14 protein-coding genes are annotated in these 14,625 nt (G+C 56.1%); 8 read left to right on the top strand and 6 right to left on the bottom strand.

All coding sequences use genetic code 11. From position 1 onward, the window contains the following. Positions 1 to 577 precede the first annotated feature (577 nt). The 4 genes from B0E42_RS11725 to B0E42_RS11740 all read left to right on the top strand — a co-directional run bounded on the left by B0E42_RS11725 (position 578) and on the right by B0E42_RS11740 (position 5,868). Positions 578 to 1,450, top strand: coding sequence for a hypothetical protein (locus B0E42_RS11725; protein WP_139353139.1), 873 nt, complete (start codon positions 578 to 580; stop codon positions 1,448 to 1,450). Between the two features lie 156 nt (positions 1,451 to 1,606). Continuing rightward, positions 1,607 to 2,479 (top strand): hypothetical protein, encoded by an 873-nt coding sequence (locus B0E42_RS11730; RefSeq protein ID WP_139353140.1) that lies wholly within the window; start codon positions 1,607 to 1,609, stop codon positions 2,477 to 2,479. A 427-nt stretch (positions 2,480 to 2,906) separates the two neighbouring features. Further along, complete coding sequence (locus tag B0E42_RS11735) at positions 2,907 to 4,307, top strand: J domain-containing protein (protein ID WP_077506443.1); 1,401 nt, start codon at positions 2,907 to 2,909, stop codon at positions 4,305 to 4,307. A 526-nt stretch (positions 4,308 to 4,833) separates the two neighbouring features. Continuing rightward, a complete protein-coding gene (locus tag B0E42_RS11740; RefSeq protein ID WP_077506444.1) occupies positions 4,834 to 5,868 on the top strand; it encodes an aldo/keto reductase in 1,035 nt (344 codons plus the stop codon). Positions 5,869 to 5,899: 31 nt separating this feature from the next. Here the strand turns inward: B0E42_RS11740 and B0E42_RS11745 are convergent, their stop codons facing one another. Then, a complete protein-coding gene (locus B0E42_RS11745) occupies positions 5,900 to 6,802 on the bottom strand; it encodes a LysR family transcriptional regulator (RefSeq protein ID WP_077506445.1) in 903 nt (300 codons plus the stop codon). A gap of 161 nt (positions 6,803 to 6,963) precedes the next feature. Here B0E42_RS11745 and B0E42_RS11750 point away from each other — a divergent pair, with 161 nt between their 5' ends. Continuing rightward, entirely contained in the window at positions 6,964 to 7,611 is a 648-nt protein-coding gene (locus tag B0E42_RS11750; RefSeq protein WP_077506446.1) for a hydrolase, read from the top strand. 108 nt (positions 7,612 to 7,719) lie between these two features. Beyond that, positions 7,720 to 8,256: a dihydrofolate reductase family protein gene (locus tag B0E42_RS11755; RefSeq protein WP_077506447.1), complete on the top strand. Its 537-nt coding sequence runs from the start codon at positions 7,720 to 7,722 to the stop codon at positions 8,254 to 8,256. A 9-nt stretch (positions 8,257 to 8,265) separates the two neighbouring features. Here B0E42_RS11755 and B0E42_RS11760 read toward each other — a convergent pair whose 3' ends face one another. Continuing rightward, positions 8,266 to 10,032 (bottom strand): S8/S53 family peptidase, encoded by a 1,767-nt coding sequence (locus B0E42_RS11760; RefSeq protein ID WP_077506448.1) that lies wholly within the window; start codon positions 10,030 to 10,032, stop codon positions 8,266 to 8,268. A gap of 131 nt (positions 10,033 to 10,163) precedes the next feature. On the opposite strand from B0E42_RS11760, the gene B0E42_RS11765 reads away from it, so the two are divergent. After that, positions 10,164 to 10,469 carry an NIPSNAP family protein gene (locus tag B0E42_RS11765; protein ID WP_018602212.1) on the top strand — a complete coding sequence of 102 codons (306 nt, stop codon included), beginning with the start codon at positions 10,164 to 10,166 and terminating at the stop codon, positions 10,467 to 10,469. Between the two features lie 78 nt (positions 10,470 to 10,547). Then, positions 10,548 to 11,222 (top strand): DUF998 domain-containing protein, encoded by a 675-nt coding sequence (locus B0E42_RS11770; protein WP_077506449.1) that lies wholly within the window; start codon positions 10,548 to 10,550, stop codon positions 11,220 to 11,222. A gap of 6 nt (positions 11,223 to 11,228) precedes the next feature. On the opposite strand, the gene B0E42_RS11775 is transcribed toward B0E42_RS11770, so the two are convergent. The 4 genes from B0E42_RS11775 to B0E42_RS11790 form a co-directional block, all read right to left on the bottom strand. Beyond that, positions 11,229 to 11,390 (bottom strand): DUF2986 domain-containing protein, encoded by a 162-nt coding sequence (locus B0E42_RS11775; protein ID WP_077506450.1) that lies wholly within the window; start codon positions 11,388 to 11,390, stop codon positions 11,229 to 11,231. A 35-nt stretch (positions 11,391 to 11,425) separates the two neighbouring features. Further along, the gene (locus B0E42_RS11780; RefSeq protein ID WP_053179337.1) at positions 11,426 to 12,364 is read right to left on the bottom strand and encodes a hypothetical protein; all 939 of its coding nucleotides are present in this window, start codon (positions 12,362 to 12,364) and stop codon (positions 11,426 to 11,428) included. Positions 12,365 to 12,525: 161 nt separating this feature from the next. Then, entirely contained in the window at positions 12,526 to 13,992 is a 1,467-nt protein-coding gene (locus B0E42_RS11785) for an FAD-binding oxidoreductase (RefSeq protein ID WP_256578288.1), read from the bottom strand. Next, complete coding sequence (locus tag B0E42_RS11790) at positions 13,989 to 14,606, bottom strand: YebB family permuted papain-like enzyme (protein WP_256578289.1); 618 nt, start codon at positions 14,604 to 14,606, stop codon at positions 13,989 to 13,991. The genes B0E42_RS11785 and B0E42_RS11790 overlap by 4 nt, the downstream gene beginning before the upstream one ends. Positions 14,607 to 14,625: the final 19 nt, after the last annotated feature.

Consider the following 14,625-nt stretch of genomic DNA (forward strand, 5'->3'; position numbering starts at 1 on the left):
TGGTCGGGGGAACCAAAACGAAAACGCCCTCCCGGCGAACCGGGAGGGCGTTTTGAAAGAGAGGCAACCCTATCAATCTCTTGAGTCAGGTTCAATAGGCGAGCGCGCCGACGGGCGTATGGCCGAAAATGCGGACATCACGCATTGCCCCTTGGTCGAACGACCGCTTCTGGCCGATTCTGTTGAAAAAGTCGGTTTTTCAAGGCTGCCCGCGTACTGACTGCTGAAAACGCCTTTCTTGCGCGCAGCTACGTGAAATCTGAGCTCGGAACACTCTGCTCAAAATAAAGATTTCAATCTCAGGCGCGTACTTTTCTGACGTGGAAACGGTGGTCGACTTCTTCAACAGAATCGGTCGAATTCAGCCCTTCATGACAGACAGCTTTCGGCCAAGAGCGGACATTCGGAGATGCTGTTACGAGACAGGGAGCGATCCAGTCGATTGATCCTGCGAGGCCGCGTGATCAACTCAATCAACGATGATGATTGTCAGTGGCGAGCGTGCCGAGATAGGCTTCTTCTTCGATGCTGAGTAGCGTCGATGGGGTATCAAATCTAAGAAGGGACGCGAGAGTTAATGACTTCAATCATATGTTGGAACAACAAAAGCGAAGATTGGTATCCAGGTCTCTGGGCTGTTGCAGACTCTAGGGTCTCGAGTGATACAGGGACAATGACGGATAGCTTGCAAAAATTGTTTGTTCTACCTGTGAATATATATCAGGGTGAAGCCAAGATAACTCGGCAGCATTCTCATAAGATCTTGAGTGTTTGTTATGGATTTGCGGGTAGCACACTCATCGGTAATAGCGTAAAAGATATTTTGGCATTGTGTTTGGATAATCTGACTGAGACGAATTATTACGACGATAGGGCTGACATACCGAAGTCAATCGAAGAACGAATGCCAAGCATTGAGGATATTGCTAAATTAACCCAAAAAATAGCGCAAAAGTATCTAATGTCTGTCGGGACTCTTCATCCGAAAAACGCTCGCTGTGAAATAGTGGTTTTCGGCTTCTGCAAAAAGCATAACGATACAAAAATATATATCCTAAAAAACTCTCCAGAACAGCCGGCAAAAATCGGCTTTGAAGAGAGGAGCATTTCTGATGGAGAGTACGTGATTTTGGGAGACCGGAAGGAGGATGTCCGAAAGGAGATTGAGCGTAAAAATATTAAATGTGCCGAAGAGAAATACTGGAAAGACCGAACTCCGATTATTGCATTGCAGCAAATAATTAAAAACTCTCCATTAGCAACAATCGGCGGGCACGCTCAGATTTGCATGGCAAACAGGTTCGTTTCTCGCACTATGTATATTTCGGATTTTACTAGCGAAAAAATTCTGCTTCTTGGCTTTGACATGCTTACCGATTTTGGGGGTCTAGGTGGTTTTTCTATCGTCTTCAACCCAACACTAGCCATTGAAGGGCGTTTAATAGAGTAATCGTTGATTTGCTTTTAGACCGGCTGCTGATACAGATTGCTGCTTCGCGCGAAGGGCTGCCAGCGGCGATTTCTGCCCATCTCTCAACCCTGCTACAGGGGATCGACTGCAGCCCTCCATTAGATGCAGCAATCGACAGCGCTAAGGGGACCAAAATTGAATCAGCTGACTTACACTTCCGTTTGTATAAACAACGGACTAATCATATTTGATGCTCTGCCGATCAAAGATTTGCAGACGGGCAGGCGACTGTATTCGGATGTCACTGACTATACATCTGCCATCGGTCGCAGCGGATATTGCACCCGGTACCAGGTAACAAGCGTAGCGTCATTGCACGCCCATTTGATGGCCGTCCTCTCGGAATGCAAGTCAGGTGTTCTAAAGCCGATTCTCCATTTTGAGGGGCACGGGCACCCTGAAAAGGGGATGTATATATCAGCTTCAGATGAGTACATCTCGTGGACAGAGTTGCAGCGGCAGGTGGGGCAGATTAACAGGGCCACCCGTAACAATACCGGTGTAGTAGTAGCGGCCTGTCATGGGTTCAGTTTGTCGGCTGGGCTACAGGTAAATTCCCCAAGCCCTTTTAACTACCTTGTAGCCCCCAATGTGGAGATGTCAGCAGGGTCCTTCCAGGACACCATGTCGAATTTCTACAAGGCGGTCGCGAGCAGTGGTGACCTCGCAGCTGGATTGTCAGGTTTGTCGGTAGAGATGCAGCTGCTGGTTTCGGGGGAGTGGTTCTACAGCAATCTCGGTACCTATTTAATCCATCACCACACGCAAAAAAAACGCCAAGAAATGCTGGAGGAAGTTGTCAGTCGGAAAATGGATAAAGCGCCAGCTGCAAATCGTGCTGAGCGCCGAGCTAGGCTCAAACATGCTAGAAAATCAGCAAAAAATAAACTCTACGATCCCAGCGGCTTCACTCGGCATTTCGCTGAGATTTTTTTTCATGGTGATCCTCCAATAGCGTTAACGAATTTCCAGGGGTTCATCAAAACCCAAAAAGAATTGCACCTATAATCACTTATCTTTATTTCTGGGTTGTAGAGGTCGTCCTCGGGGAGGCTTTCTATGTCTGATCGGTTAGCGGGCAGCCTGAATAGCCCTCAAATTCTTAGACACACTCTGAACGACTGCTTTTGGCCGAAAATAGCCATGGGGGAGCGTCCGTTTTTTGGCCGAAAGCCGCCTGTCGGCGAGGTTAGCTTCTGCGAAAGTCGGCCCGTATTAGCTCACGTCCTTTTAAACCGGTAACGCCCATCAATCGGTTGCATTGGACGGCGAATATAGCAATTAGCTACTATGCAGAGTATTCACAAAGCGCCTCCGCTTCAGTCGCTTGAACAAGCTCTGCTCTCCTCCAAACTGATGGCTTGGAAGTGGTATTGCCTCCATCGGTTTAAAAACCAATTTCCTGCTACTCCACCAGTGCGACAAGGACCGTTCAATGCACCACGACAAGGACGACCCTAAGGGTTACTACGCAGTCTTGGGTCTAACATCGATCGTTAGCGCTGAGCAGATCAAAACGGCATACCGCAGACGCGCCATGGAGCTGCACCCTGACCGCAACCCCGGCAACAACACGACTCAGCAATTCCAGTTTTTGAATGAGGCGTACGCAGTGCTCTCGGACCCTGCTTCCAAAGCCGAGTACGACACTCAGACCATTCATAGCAGCGCCGCAGAACCCGAGACCTCTAAAGTACCAGACCCCATCGTATGCTCCGTCTGCGCAAAGGTATCAGCCCAGCCGCGAGTAGTGGTGTTCCGTTCCGTAAAGAGCTTTCTCTTGCTCACAATTCGTAAGCCTATCGCCGGCGTGTATTGCAGTCCCTGTGCACAAAAACAGTCTCTCAAGGCGTCGGCAACCAGTTGGCTGCTCGGGTGGTGGGGATTTCCATGGGGGCCGCTGTATACGGTCCATGCATTGGTTACCAACATGTTCGGTGGATCACATCCACCGCTGGAAAACGCCAGAATGCTGGGTTACCAAGCATATTATTTCTACACAACCGGTCGTCCAGACCTAGCGCAGTCAATCGCCCAAAACGCGATGAAGTACTGCAAGAAGATCCCTACTACGCTTGGCCGCAATGCGGCAGGGATTAACGAAAGAGATAGCTTGACCAGCAACCTTGAAGCCTTCATAGATGAGCTGGGCGGCGACAAAGACAATCGCTTGAAAAGTAGTTGGGGTCTCATTCACGGCCGATTCTTCATCCATCTCGGCGCGATTGCTGCCGTGGCTGCGGCGATCACCATCACGGTAATTAATACGGCCGGGACGCATTATTCCCCTCCACGTGGTCCGATGCCGTATTCCGCTCAGGCCGTTCCACTGACAACGGCTGCTAACGGCTCAGGCACCAACACAGCTCAACGTCCTGTAAGCGCCACCAATCAACGCGAGGCAGCCGCGAAGAAGCCGGCCTACGTGCGGCCGAAAACCGCGCCCAATGGCCGACCATGGCCTCGTACTGCCAGTTACCTAGTAGGCGAGCCACAGACGCACAAAACCGGCCATTCAGAAGTAACCATCGACAATGGGCAGAATAACTCAGACGTGTTTCTAAAACTCGTTGCCCTACAAGGTGCGGTAGCCAGACCGGTAAGACAGATTTTCATTCCCGCGCGAAGCCGCTTCACCATCAAGAATCTCACTGCAGGTGCTTATGACGTTCGGTATCGTGATCTGACGTCTGGTGGCCTTTCACGCTCCGAAGCAATGACGCTCACTGAAACGACGACTAGCAGGAACACCCGATACAGCGTTGTCACGCTCACCCTCTACAAAGTTGCTAACGGCAACACTGCGACTTACGGGCTTTCAGAGGACGAGTTTTAGATAAGTGTGGAACAGGTGCGGGACCTTGGATAGCTCATGCCTAAATCAATTTACCGGTTTGGGAGAATTGTGAGTAGGTGACTACCAGTGAGTAGCAGGAATGTTAAATGGCAACTGAGAGCGAAGTGAGTATCGGCGGAACGTATCTTGGAGGCACTGCAAAACGCGTCGGAGACCAATAAGCAGTGCATATTTAATGCGTCCGATTTGGTTGCAGTGGGTAGTATTGTAGTTGGCTCATTGTTTTGTGCCTACCAAATCACTGTTCGAGAACTACGTCGCGGGTTAGAAGCATTGGGTATTCACTCACTCATGTGCGCGAGCAAATCATCAGCACCTTACAAAAAGGATATGAGGAGTTAAACGATGATGAACTGCCTCAGTGCAGGTCCTTTCTTGACTACGGCTGCAAAGATAGCCAAACCATTGCGGCAAATCTGCAATCAGCCGTCTAAACTTCTCGCGCATACATTCACGCTCAACCCAGCGCAGGTCGCCAAAGCCTCCTGCCTTGAAGGAGTCCGCCATGCGTTATCGCATTTTCGGCAATACCGGCCTGCGGGTCTCTTCGCTCGCGCTGGGCACTGGCAATTTCGGTAAAGGATGGGGCTACGGGTCCGACTTGGACGAGGCACGTAAAATCTACAACGGTTACCGTGAAGCGGGGGGCAACTTCATCGATACGGCCGATCAATATCAATTTGGCCAATCGGAATCGATTCTCGGCGATTTCATGGCGACCGAGCGTGATGAAGTCGTGCTGGCGACCAAATTCTCGCTCGGTGATTCCCCCGGTGCCGGCGTCCTGCGCTCCGGCAATAGCCGCAAGGCCATGCTCAGCTCGGTGGAAGCCAGCCTCAAGCGCCTCAAGACGGATCGAATTGATCTGTTGTGGGTGCATATGCCTGATGGTGTAACGCCTATCGACGAAATTGTCCGGGGCCTGGACGACCTGATCCGCTCTGGCAAAGTGCTCTATAGCGGACTGTCCAATTTCCCGGCTTGGCGTGTGGCAACGGCAGCCACCCTGGCCGAGCTTCGTGGTTGGTCGGCTATATCGGCGGTGCAATTGGAGCACAGCCTGGTCGAGCGCTCGGCCGAACGCGAACTCCTGCCGATGGCGGCGGCATTCAATCTGGGAGCCGTTGGATGGTCACCGCTAGGCGGTGGTTTGCTGACAGGTAAATACCGCAAAGGGGAAACCGGTCGTGCGCAGGGGTTGGGCGTGGTGATCCACGACGAGAACAGCGAGCGCAAGACCTCGACGGTGGATGCCGTGTTAGCGATCGCCGAAGAAACCGGCCACACACCGGGTCAGATCGCAATCGCCTGGGTGCTGGCCAAGGGAACACTCCCCATCATTGGTCCACGCACGCCGGAGCAGATGGCCGATAACCTGGCGTCAGCCGAGGTTCACCTGACGGCGGATCAACTGGCACAGCTGGACGCTGCCAGCGCAATCACCCTTGGATTCCCACACGACATGGTGGCTGCTTCAGCGCCCTCGCTTGCCGGAGGCCAGGCCGACCTCATTGATGTGACGAACCGGGTTGTTCGATGACTCGAGTCACGACGAGCATTGCGGTCAGCGGTCATGCCTCAGGCCGGGGCAGCACGGCAAGGTGCGGAGACTCGCCGAAATACTCGATCAGCAGTTCGGTGAGGACCCGTATCTTGCGTGCGGGATGTTGGCCTGGCGGGCGAATGACATAGGCACCTGCCGGAGGTGGAGGGTACCGCGTCATGATGGGCACCAGTGCCCCCGAAGTCACGTGTTCGTGGGTAAGGCAATCGGGCAGGTACGCGACCCCGAGTCCCGCCGTGGCGGCGGCGACTAGAGCGATGCCGTTGTCAGCCTTGAAGCGCCCTTGCGGACGCACCGTGATGATCTTGTCCCCATCCATGAATTGCCAGGCTTCAGTGCTCTGCATCAGGGCCTGATGGGCGATAATTTCCTCCGGCGCCTCAGGTGAACCGTGCGCCTTGATGTAGTCCGGACTCGCGAGGAGCTTCGCATAGATCGGGCCGATGCGCCTTGCGATCAAGTTGGAGTCCGGAAGGTAGCCAACCCGTATCGCACAATCGTAACCCTCCGTGATGAGATCAACGAAACGATCGCTGTAGCAGGTCTGGATATGAAGCTGGGGGTGACGTCGTGCCATTTCCGCGAGCACGGGCGCGAAATGCGTCGGGCCGAAAGAGAGCGGTACGGCGACTCGCAAACGGCCACGAAGGGCTCCGGCGGGTAGGATCGTTTCCTTGGCTATGTCGATCTCGGCACAGACTCTGGCGGCATAGTCGCGGAACGTAGCCCCGGCCTCTGTGAGAGCAGCCCCGCGTGTGGATCGTGCAAGCAGCTGGACGCCTAGCTCGGTTTCAAGCCGAACGAGCCTGCGACTGACGATCGACTTGGACACGCCAAGCCGAAGCGCAGCAGGTGAAACGCCCCCCGCATCAGCCACTTCGACGAAGGTCTGCAGCTCTTCAATGTCCATTCCAGCGTTCCCCGTTCTGCGACACAGCTCGCCGCGCAATGCTACTACTGCATCGAATAGGGGAACAGCACAATGCTGCTTCCGGGTAACGTCGCCGCTGGTGCCTGTCTCCCGGAAAAGCAACTTCTCCCACGAGCGTGACCCATAAAAGGATTTGCCCAATGGCAAGCGAGAATATCCGCAACCCGCAGACCGACCCACTCCTGTCCCCCGAGAACTCGGCATTGATCATCATCGACTACCAGCCGATCCAGGTCTCCTCGATCCGCTCGATGCCCCGTGACGAGCTCGTCTTCAACATCACGAGCGTCGCCAAGGCGGCGCTCAATTACAATCTCCCGATTATCCACTCGACCGTCAACGTCGCGACCGGCCGCAACAAACCGCCGATCCAGGAACTGCAAGACGTGCTCGGCCATCTGCCAACCTATGACCGCACCTCGATCAACAGCTGGGAGGACACCGAGTTCAAACAGGCGGTCAAAGCGATCGGCCGCAAGAAGCTCATCATGACTGCGCTCTGGACCGAAGCGTGCCTGACGTTCCCTGTACTCGATGCGATTCAGGAAGGTTATGAGGTCTATGTGCCGGTCGATGCGGTGGGCGGCACGTCACTCGCCGCGCACGAGGCGGCGTTGCGCCGAATGGAACAGGCGGGCGCGAAGCTCATCAGTCGCGTGCAGATGTACTGCGAACTCCAGCGCGACTGGGCGCGAGAGTTGACCGTTCCCGGCTTCATGGGCGTCTTCGAGAACTTCGATGGTTTCAACGCCGAAAAGGCCATGGAGGCACGCGCTAAGGACGCGTAACTTATGCAATGAAGGTGGCGCTTGCGAATGTGGCCGCCACCTTCATTCCCACGATCGGCGTTGATGGACTTGCATGACTGCTCAAGCAAAACAACAAGGAACCCCAAAATGCCCACCACCCACGTCTTCATCGCCACCAGCCTGGATGGCTTCATCGCGCGGCTCGACGGCGATATCGACTGGCTTCTAGAGCGCGATGACCCGTCTGAGGATCACGGCTATTCAGCCTTCATCGCCGACAAGGACGTGATCGTGATGGGGCGCGGGAGCTATGAAAAGGTGCTGACCTTCGACACCTGGTTCTACGACCGGCCCGTGGTGGTGTTATCCGAACAGTTGGCCGATTCGCCGGTGCCTGAGGCGTTGAAGGGCAAGCTGCGTTTCTCCAATCTGGCCCCCAAGGATTTGATGGCGGAACTGGAGAGCCAAGGCGTGCAGCGCGTCTATGTGGATGGTGGACAGGTGGTGCAGTCGTTCCTGCGCGAGGGGTTGGTCACCGATATGGTGATCACCACCGTTCCCGTGTTGATCGGCTCGGGGCGGCCGTTGTTCGGTGGGCTTGAGCGGGACGTGGATTTGAAACTGGTATCCAGCCGCAGCTTTCCTTCGGGCTTGGTGCAGTCCACTTACCGGCTGGCCCCCTGACTCGCCGACTCAACGCACGCGGTCGCGGCTTTGTGCGGTCAGGTCCAGGGCCTTTTGCATGTCCAGCCGGGCCGAGCGGCCGACGTCTTTGTCGTTGAGTTGGAAGCGGCGTTCCGACGGCAGGATGGGCGCAGTGAGGTCTTCGCCGTCCATCTGTTCGAAGTCGTGGTTGTCGCCGATGGTCATGGCGCTGCGGCGTAGCAGCGTGCGCAGTTGCTCGGGTTGCAGTTGCGGGTTGATGGACAGCATCGCCGCGAGCAGGCCCGCGACCATGGGCGTGGCATAGGACGTGCCGCAATGCACGGCGCTGTCCTGGCCGGCGTTGGCCGTCGAGGCGTGGGTGCAAGCGGCGGCGGTGATGTCGACGCGCATGTCGATGTTGGAGGAGGCGCGCTTGACCGCATAGGCCGGGTCGTCGACGGCGACGCCGCTGCGCTCGCTGCGCTGGTGTCCGCCGACCACCAGCAATTGTTCGGTGATGAAGGAGGAGGGCAGGCGGTATTCGTCGCTGCCCGAGAACGAGGAGCCATTGCCGGCGGAGTTCACCACGATCACGTCGGGATGTTCCTTGCGCAGCCAGAGGAAAAACTCCTCCAGCAGCTCTTCGTAGCCGCCCATGGCGATGCCCGAGCGCAGCAGGGAGTCGACGTCATCGCCTTTGACGTCTTTGGCGCCGACGCGATGGATGCCCCAGCTCCAGTTGAGTACGCGCACACCGTCCTCCACGAGGTTGACCGAGGCGGCGATGTTGGCGGTGATCCCGGCATCGGAATTACGTTCGACGATGACTTCGAAGCCGCCGCTGGTCTTGTCCAGCCCGCGGAGAAAACCGGTGTTGCCGCTGTCGTCCCAACGCGCGCCGAGAATGCCGGCGACGGTCGTGCCATGGTTGTCCGGTTTGTCTGCATCGCGGGCGTAAACGCAGGTGCGCGGCGGTGAGCAGGCGCCGAGGTAGTCTGCAAAGTCCGTCGTGTCGAAATCCACATCACGCTCGATCAGGCCGATGCGCACCGGTTGCGGCTGGATGGGCGGCTGTCGCCCGGGGATGCGGCGTTGGTAATAATTCACCGCGTCGAGAAAGCGATTCGCGGCCCATTCGTCGGAGTCCAGGGCTGGCGTCTTCGGTTCTTCAGGATGGGCTGCGGCTTGCTCGGTTTCTTCGGCCGAGGACTCCTCGATGACCACGGCGTCCACGCTGGTCTCGCTGCCCAGGCGCAGCACCAGGGCGTCACGCTGCACCAAGTCCTTGGCCGGCAGGCGAAGTTGGTACAGATTCAGTGGCGCGATGCTGCCGACCACCGTTGCCCCGTACTTGCGGGCCAGGCGCTCGGCTTCCTGACGGCCGTCACGGTCTTCCTCGATCAGCACGCTGACCAGGTCGACGTAGGTGGTCAGGCCATCCATGTTCTTCGCCACTTCGTCCGCTCTGGCGGCCAGTACGTGACTGTTGCGCAAGGTCAGCCAGGTGGCATTGCTGGCGCGCGGGCCGTCCCGCAGCCAGATCGGGCCGCTCTGGTAGTCGGCGCTGTCCAGGCGCACGCGCAGGTTTTCCCCTTCGCGTTGGATCGTGTCTGCGGGGATCACCTTTGCGCCCAGGTTCAACTGCGGTGTTGCCTCACCCAACCCACGTACGGTCAGGCACCAGTCCTGGTGCTGGGTTTCCAGCAGGTCGCCGCAGCGTTTCAGGCTTTCCAGGCGCAGCGGTTCAGGCTCTGCGGCAGCCGCGCTGGCAGCCAAAGAGAACAACGTAGCGAGGGCAGCGGATCGTAGGGGCATGAGCCAGGTTTCTTTGCCGAGGGTCTTGTTGCTCCGACTGCTGCGTTGCTTGCTTCGTTCAGAAGCTATCGAGGCCACTTCAATCGTACTCTGTGTAGAATTGGTCTTTTCCGTTTCAAAGGATTGAGCCTGTGATCACCTGTCATGTCCGGTACGTTATCGACCCCTACCAGATCCCTGCTTTCGAACGCTACTCGCGCCAATGGATTGAAGTGGTGACCCGAATGGGGGGAGAGCATCACGGCTATTTTCTACCCGCCGAAGGCGCCAACAATATCGCCTACTGCCTGTTCAGCTTCCCCAGCCTGGCCGACTACGAAAACTATCGAAGGAAAGCCGAACAGGATCCGGAGTGTGTTGAATTGGTGGCCCAGGCGACGGAACAACGATTCATTTTGAGTTATGAGCGTAGTTTCCTGCGCCCTGTCCTTGATTGAGCAGGTGGACGCTTGAATCAATGCCAGTTTTCACATCCCCCCACAAACGGACATCACAACGACACGGAGTGTCACCACATGAAAACCATTGATCGTGCTTTGCTAGGCTGCGGAATATTGATTCCATTCTGGCTGTTTTTGGGTGTCGCACTGACCGCGCGGGCCTATCCAGGCTACAGCCATCTGGATCAAGCCATGAGCCAACTAGGCGCCGCGGGAGCGCCAACCCACAGCTTCTCTGCTTGGGTGAACAATTTTCCGCTGGGTGTGATGTTCGTGCTTTTCGCAATAGGTGTGGCGAGACGGTTCAAGGCATCGCCGATGGCCTTGTTTAGCGCGGTACTGATTTTCGTCCACGGTTTGGCAAGCTTCGCGACCGGCTATTTTTCCTGCGACCAAGGTTGTGCGCCGGTTCAACCATCGGTCTCGCAGCAAAGCCACAATCTTGCGGGGCTGGTGATGTTCATCTCGCTTACTCTGGCGGGGGCGCTGTGGACGTTCCTTGGCAAGTCGCTGCTTTCATCGTCCAGGTTCGCCATGCTCTCGGCGATTTGCGTAGTCCTGGCCATCGTGACCGTTGTGCTGATGGCGACGGCATTGGCCGACGGCCACTTGTTCGGCTTGTACCAGCGGCTCAATTACGGGGTTTCGGTGGTCTGGACTGCGTCATTGGCCGTCGTTGCCCTGCAAGCCCCCTTGAGTAAGCAGCAAGGCGTGGCGGTTCTGGCGCAGCGCTTCAGAGGGGGCCGGTGATGTGGATCAGCTTTGCGTGGGTGTGAGGGAGGCGTCGCTGGCTTCGGCTTCCAGTTTCAATCGGTCGGCTTTGCTGATGTATTGATTCTTGTTTTTGGGAGCCAGCTTGGCACTGGCTTTCTTGGCGTTAGCCTTCAATAACTGGTTTATTTTCTTGCGGCGATTCATGTTGTTCTGCTCAGCGTGTCAATGTGCGGATGGTATCAGCTTTCCGTTTTCTCAGGACTTTTCCTGACTTTGGCAACGGGCTTCACACGGCGCTCGACAATGATCGAGTCATTCGGGATCTCCAACCGAATCGCCGTTCCCTCGGAGTGCATTTCAATGAGCGTCGAGATGCCAACACCTCGGAAAATCACCGTCGCATTTTCAAATCTTTTGTAATCTTCCAGCGGTGAGTCCTTGGGGGTTGGCAACAGGTTGGCGTAAGGCGGTTTCACCAGAATCGTTGCCCTTTCTATACGTATTTGCGCGAAGCTCATGGCCGCTTGCAGCAAGTCTGAAGTCACGCCCCCCATGAGAAGGGGCGTCAGGAGGATGACCCCAGCGATCACGAGCCTGGTTCTCTTCAAGGGTTTCATTTCGGCGTGGGGATTCTGCTCAGGATGCTCGGAATCGACGATTTCAGGTGCCGACGGCTGCGCTGCGCTTATTTTCTTGTTCTGTTCCAGATAGGCGGAGTAAACGATGAACTGGAAAATGGGCAGGAGGATGAGCTGAATGTGTTCCAAGGGGCTTTTGTGGGTAAGGAAGTAAATGGTCGCAGCGCCGCATATTCCAAAAAACACCGAGAGGAAGGTTATTTTGGGTCGTTTGAATTCCAGTATGGGTTTTTTATCGGTGATTTTTCCATGTAGCCAGACAAAACCTCTAAGCACCGGTATGAAGAGCGGCGAAAGCAATATCCCTACAGCGGTGACGGAGACTGAAAAATAAACACAAACCAGCCCAAAGCAAAACGCCGTGACCAGAAATAGCAAACTGTCTCCAACGGATACGCCTTGTGGGAAATGACCGTTGCTCAATAAATAACTGACGATGCACGTACCGCCAATCAGTAATCCGATTTTTGCCGACAGAGAGAGTAGTTTTGTCGCGATCTCAATCTGTTTTTCGAGTCCAGTGGTTGCTTCCCGCATCATCAATCCTCCTTGATATACGCATAGAAGGGTCGTTACCCGACTCATCTATCTGTGGGTAGCATAGCGATGATTTTTGTTCCTTGTGGCGAGATGGCAGCCGAGGTCCATAGAAACCGTGACGGCGCGTCCTCAAGTTTGAACGCTGGCGGGGCACGGTCACGCTACCCCACGTAATACTTATCCCAAAGCTTGTTCCGGAATCGCTTCTGCGGATCGAACCGTGCCTTGAGTGCGAACAACCGTTGTGCACCCGGATAGGCCCGCAAAAACTGTTGTTGCGTCGCATGCAACTGGTAGGGCAGGTAGTAGGTGCCTCCAAACGCGAGCGCAACATCGATCAGTTCGCGAGTCCATACGCCGACCTTCTCGCGGTCGGCCACGCCAACGTGTTGCCAGTAATAAAGTACGAATGAAAAGACTTCCTCCCGTGCCCAGGACAGGCATGAGTCAGGCGCAGGCGGCGCGTGTCGGATGGAGATGTTGATGGCATCAACGTCATGCGCCTTCAGTCGATCGGCCATTTGTATGACAAACGCGTTGAGGTGGGCTACCGGTACGAAATATTCCTGCAACGCGTAGGTGCTGTTGCGGGTAGCAATCGGCCCGAGGGCGGCGACGTCCCTGCTGGCCTCGTAATTGCGGCGTACCACCGGGTGGCTGAGGTAGCGTAATGGATCGACCACATCCTTGCGAATCACCGAACCGCCGGGGAGTCTGGCCACGCCCCACATGATGGTTTGATCGAGCGTGTACGATTGCCCCGGTGCGACCAGCCGGTCTTCGACGGTCAGTGCCTTTTCCGTGGTGCTCCAAGTGATGGCGGTGGCTTGGTCAAAGTTGGGCGGCGCCAGATCGGCGTTGTGCAGGATTGCCTGGTCGTTTCCGCGGATCTGGTCATTAAAGAACGTGGGGTAATCGGCAATTGGCATGTGGTGTACCTGACGCTCCATCGTGACGTTTGATGCCAGGTCCAATTCGATCTCTGTGATGACCCCCATCGCGCCATAACTGCCGATGGCTGCGTGAAACAGGTCGGTATTTGTGGCGCGAGAGGCTTCCACGACTGAGCCGTCGGCGAGTACCAGTTGCAGGGCGCGTACAGAGTTGCTCATCGGGCCGGCACCGACGTAACGCCCATGAGCATTGACTGACAGCGCCCCACCGACGGTGAAGTTGGCATAGCTCTGCATGATCTTTACCGAAAGCTCATCCGGGTCGATGACGGTCTGAAGGTCACGCCAGCGCATCCCTGACTGCACGCGTATGACCTTGTTTTCAGGCGAATAGCGAATGACCTGATTGAACTGACGCATATCGAGATGCAGGCTGTCTTCGCTGGCAATCTGTCCGCCCATGCTGTAGCGGCCACCACCGATGCTCACCGGGCCTGTCCATAGGGCTAGCGCCTGTCGTATCTCATCGGTGGTGCGCGGAGCCAGCAGGCGATTCACCCAGACCGGGTTGAGCAGTGTCACATCGTTAACCAGCACGCCCGAAGGTGCCGCCCATGACGACCAGGGGGACAGTACGCCGAAGGCAATCCCGGTCATGCCAGCCTGAAGCAGGCTGCGCCGGGTGAGACAGGGTGCCGACCCTGAAGGGACAAGCGTTTGTGCGACGCGGATCATGCAGTGTCACTCAGTTGGGAATCGAAAATGACGCGCACGTCCGGACTTCGAAGCAGGCTGGCTGGAGTGACGGTACGACGTTGCCACGGAATTCGGCCGAAGTACCACAACTGCCAGAAGGCTAGATTCGGATTGGCATTATCTTGCAGCAAGCTTGCGAATGTCTCCACTTTGCCGAGCTGGATGTTCGTCGCTTCATGGAAGACCTCGCGCACGAAACGAGAGCAGAACTGGCGCCGCGAACCTATGTTGAAGCCGGTGTCGTAGAACGTACCTAACCGATGATCAGCGGCATTCTTAAGCGCCGTGCGTTGCGTGTCGGTGAGGGGCCGCGTGAGCCTCGCGACGGCGCAGCGTCCATGCTCGGAGCGACGGAGAAACCGGGCGAGCGAGGTGGTTCGCGAAAGCGGAAACGTACTTTCTGCAATCAACGGTTCATCGCCACGGTCGTCGACCACCACACCCACATGGTTCGTCCACGAGTTCGTCGCGTTGGCGACTTCCAGAAAAGGGCGGGCGGTGACACGGATGAACACGATATCTCCAATCTGCAAATCGCCCGTGGGTGGTCCGCCTAGTGCTGGGGAAACGTGCGCTGCGTTATTGATCGACATGCTGACCTCTTGGCTCATC

It is taken from the genome of Pseudomonas sp. A25(2017), from assembly GCF_002001065.1.
Lineage (GTDB): Bacteria > Pseudomonadota > Gammaproteobacteria > Pseudomonadales > Pseudomonadaceae > Aquipseudomonas > Aquipseudomonas kilonensis.

Coding starts and splice junctions, on each gene's coding strand:
- B0E42_RS11725 (WP_139353139.1), top strand. CDS start 578: ATGACTTCAATCATATGTTGGAACAACAAAAGCGAAGATTGGTATCCA.
- B0E42_RS11735 (WP_077506443.1), top strand. CDS start 2,907: ATGCACCACGACAAGGACGACCCTAAGGGTTACTACGCAGTCTTGGGT.
- B0E42_RS11740 (WP_077506444.1), top strand. CDS start 4,834: ATGCGTTATCGCATTTTCGGCAATACCGGCCTGCGGGTCTCTTCGCTC.
- B0E42_RS11745 (WP_077506445.1), bottom strand. CDS start 6,802: ATGGACATTGAAGAGCTGCAGACCTTCGTCGAAGTGGCTGATGCGGGG.
- B0E42_RS11750 (WP_077506446.1), top strand. CDS start 6,964: ATGGCAAGCGAGAATATCCGCAACCCGCAGACCGACCCACTCCTGTCC.
- B0E42_RS11755 (WP_077506447.1), top strand. CDS start 7,720: ATGCCCACCACCCACGTCTTCATCGCCACCAGCCTGGATGGCTTCATC.
- B0E42_RS11760 (WP_077506448.1), bottom strand. CDS start 10,032: ATGCCCCTACGATCCGCTGCCCTCGCTACGTTGTTCTCTTTGGCTGCC.
- B0E42_RS11770 (WP_077506449.1), top strand. CDS start 10,548: ATGAAAACCATTGATCGTGCTTTGCTAGGCTGCGGAATATTGATTCCA.
- B0E42_RS11775 (WP_077506450.1), bottom strand. CDS start 11,390: ATGAATCGCCGCAAGAAAATAAACCAGTTATTGAAGGCTAACGCCAAG.
- B0E42_RS11780 (WP_053179337.1), bottom strand. CDS start 12,364: ATGATGCGGGAAGCAACCACTGGACTCGAAAAACAGATTGAGATCGCG.
- B0E42_RS11785 (WP_256578288.1), bottom strand. CDS start 13,992: ATGATCCGCGTCGCACAAACGCTTGTCCCTTCAGGGTCGGCACCCTGT.
- B0E42_RS11790 (WP_256578289.1), bottom strand. CDS start 14,606: ATGTCGATCAATAACGCAGCGCACGTTTCCCCAGCACTAGGCGGACCA.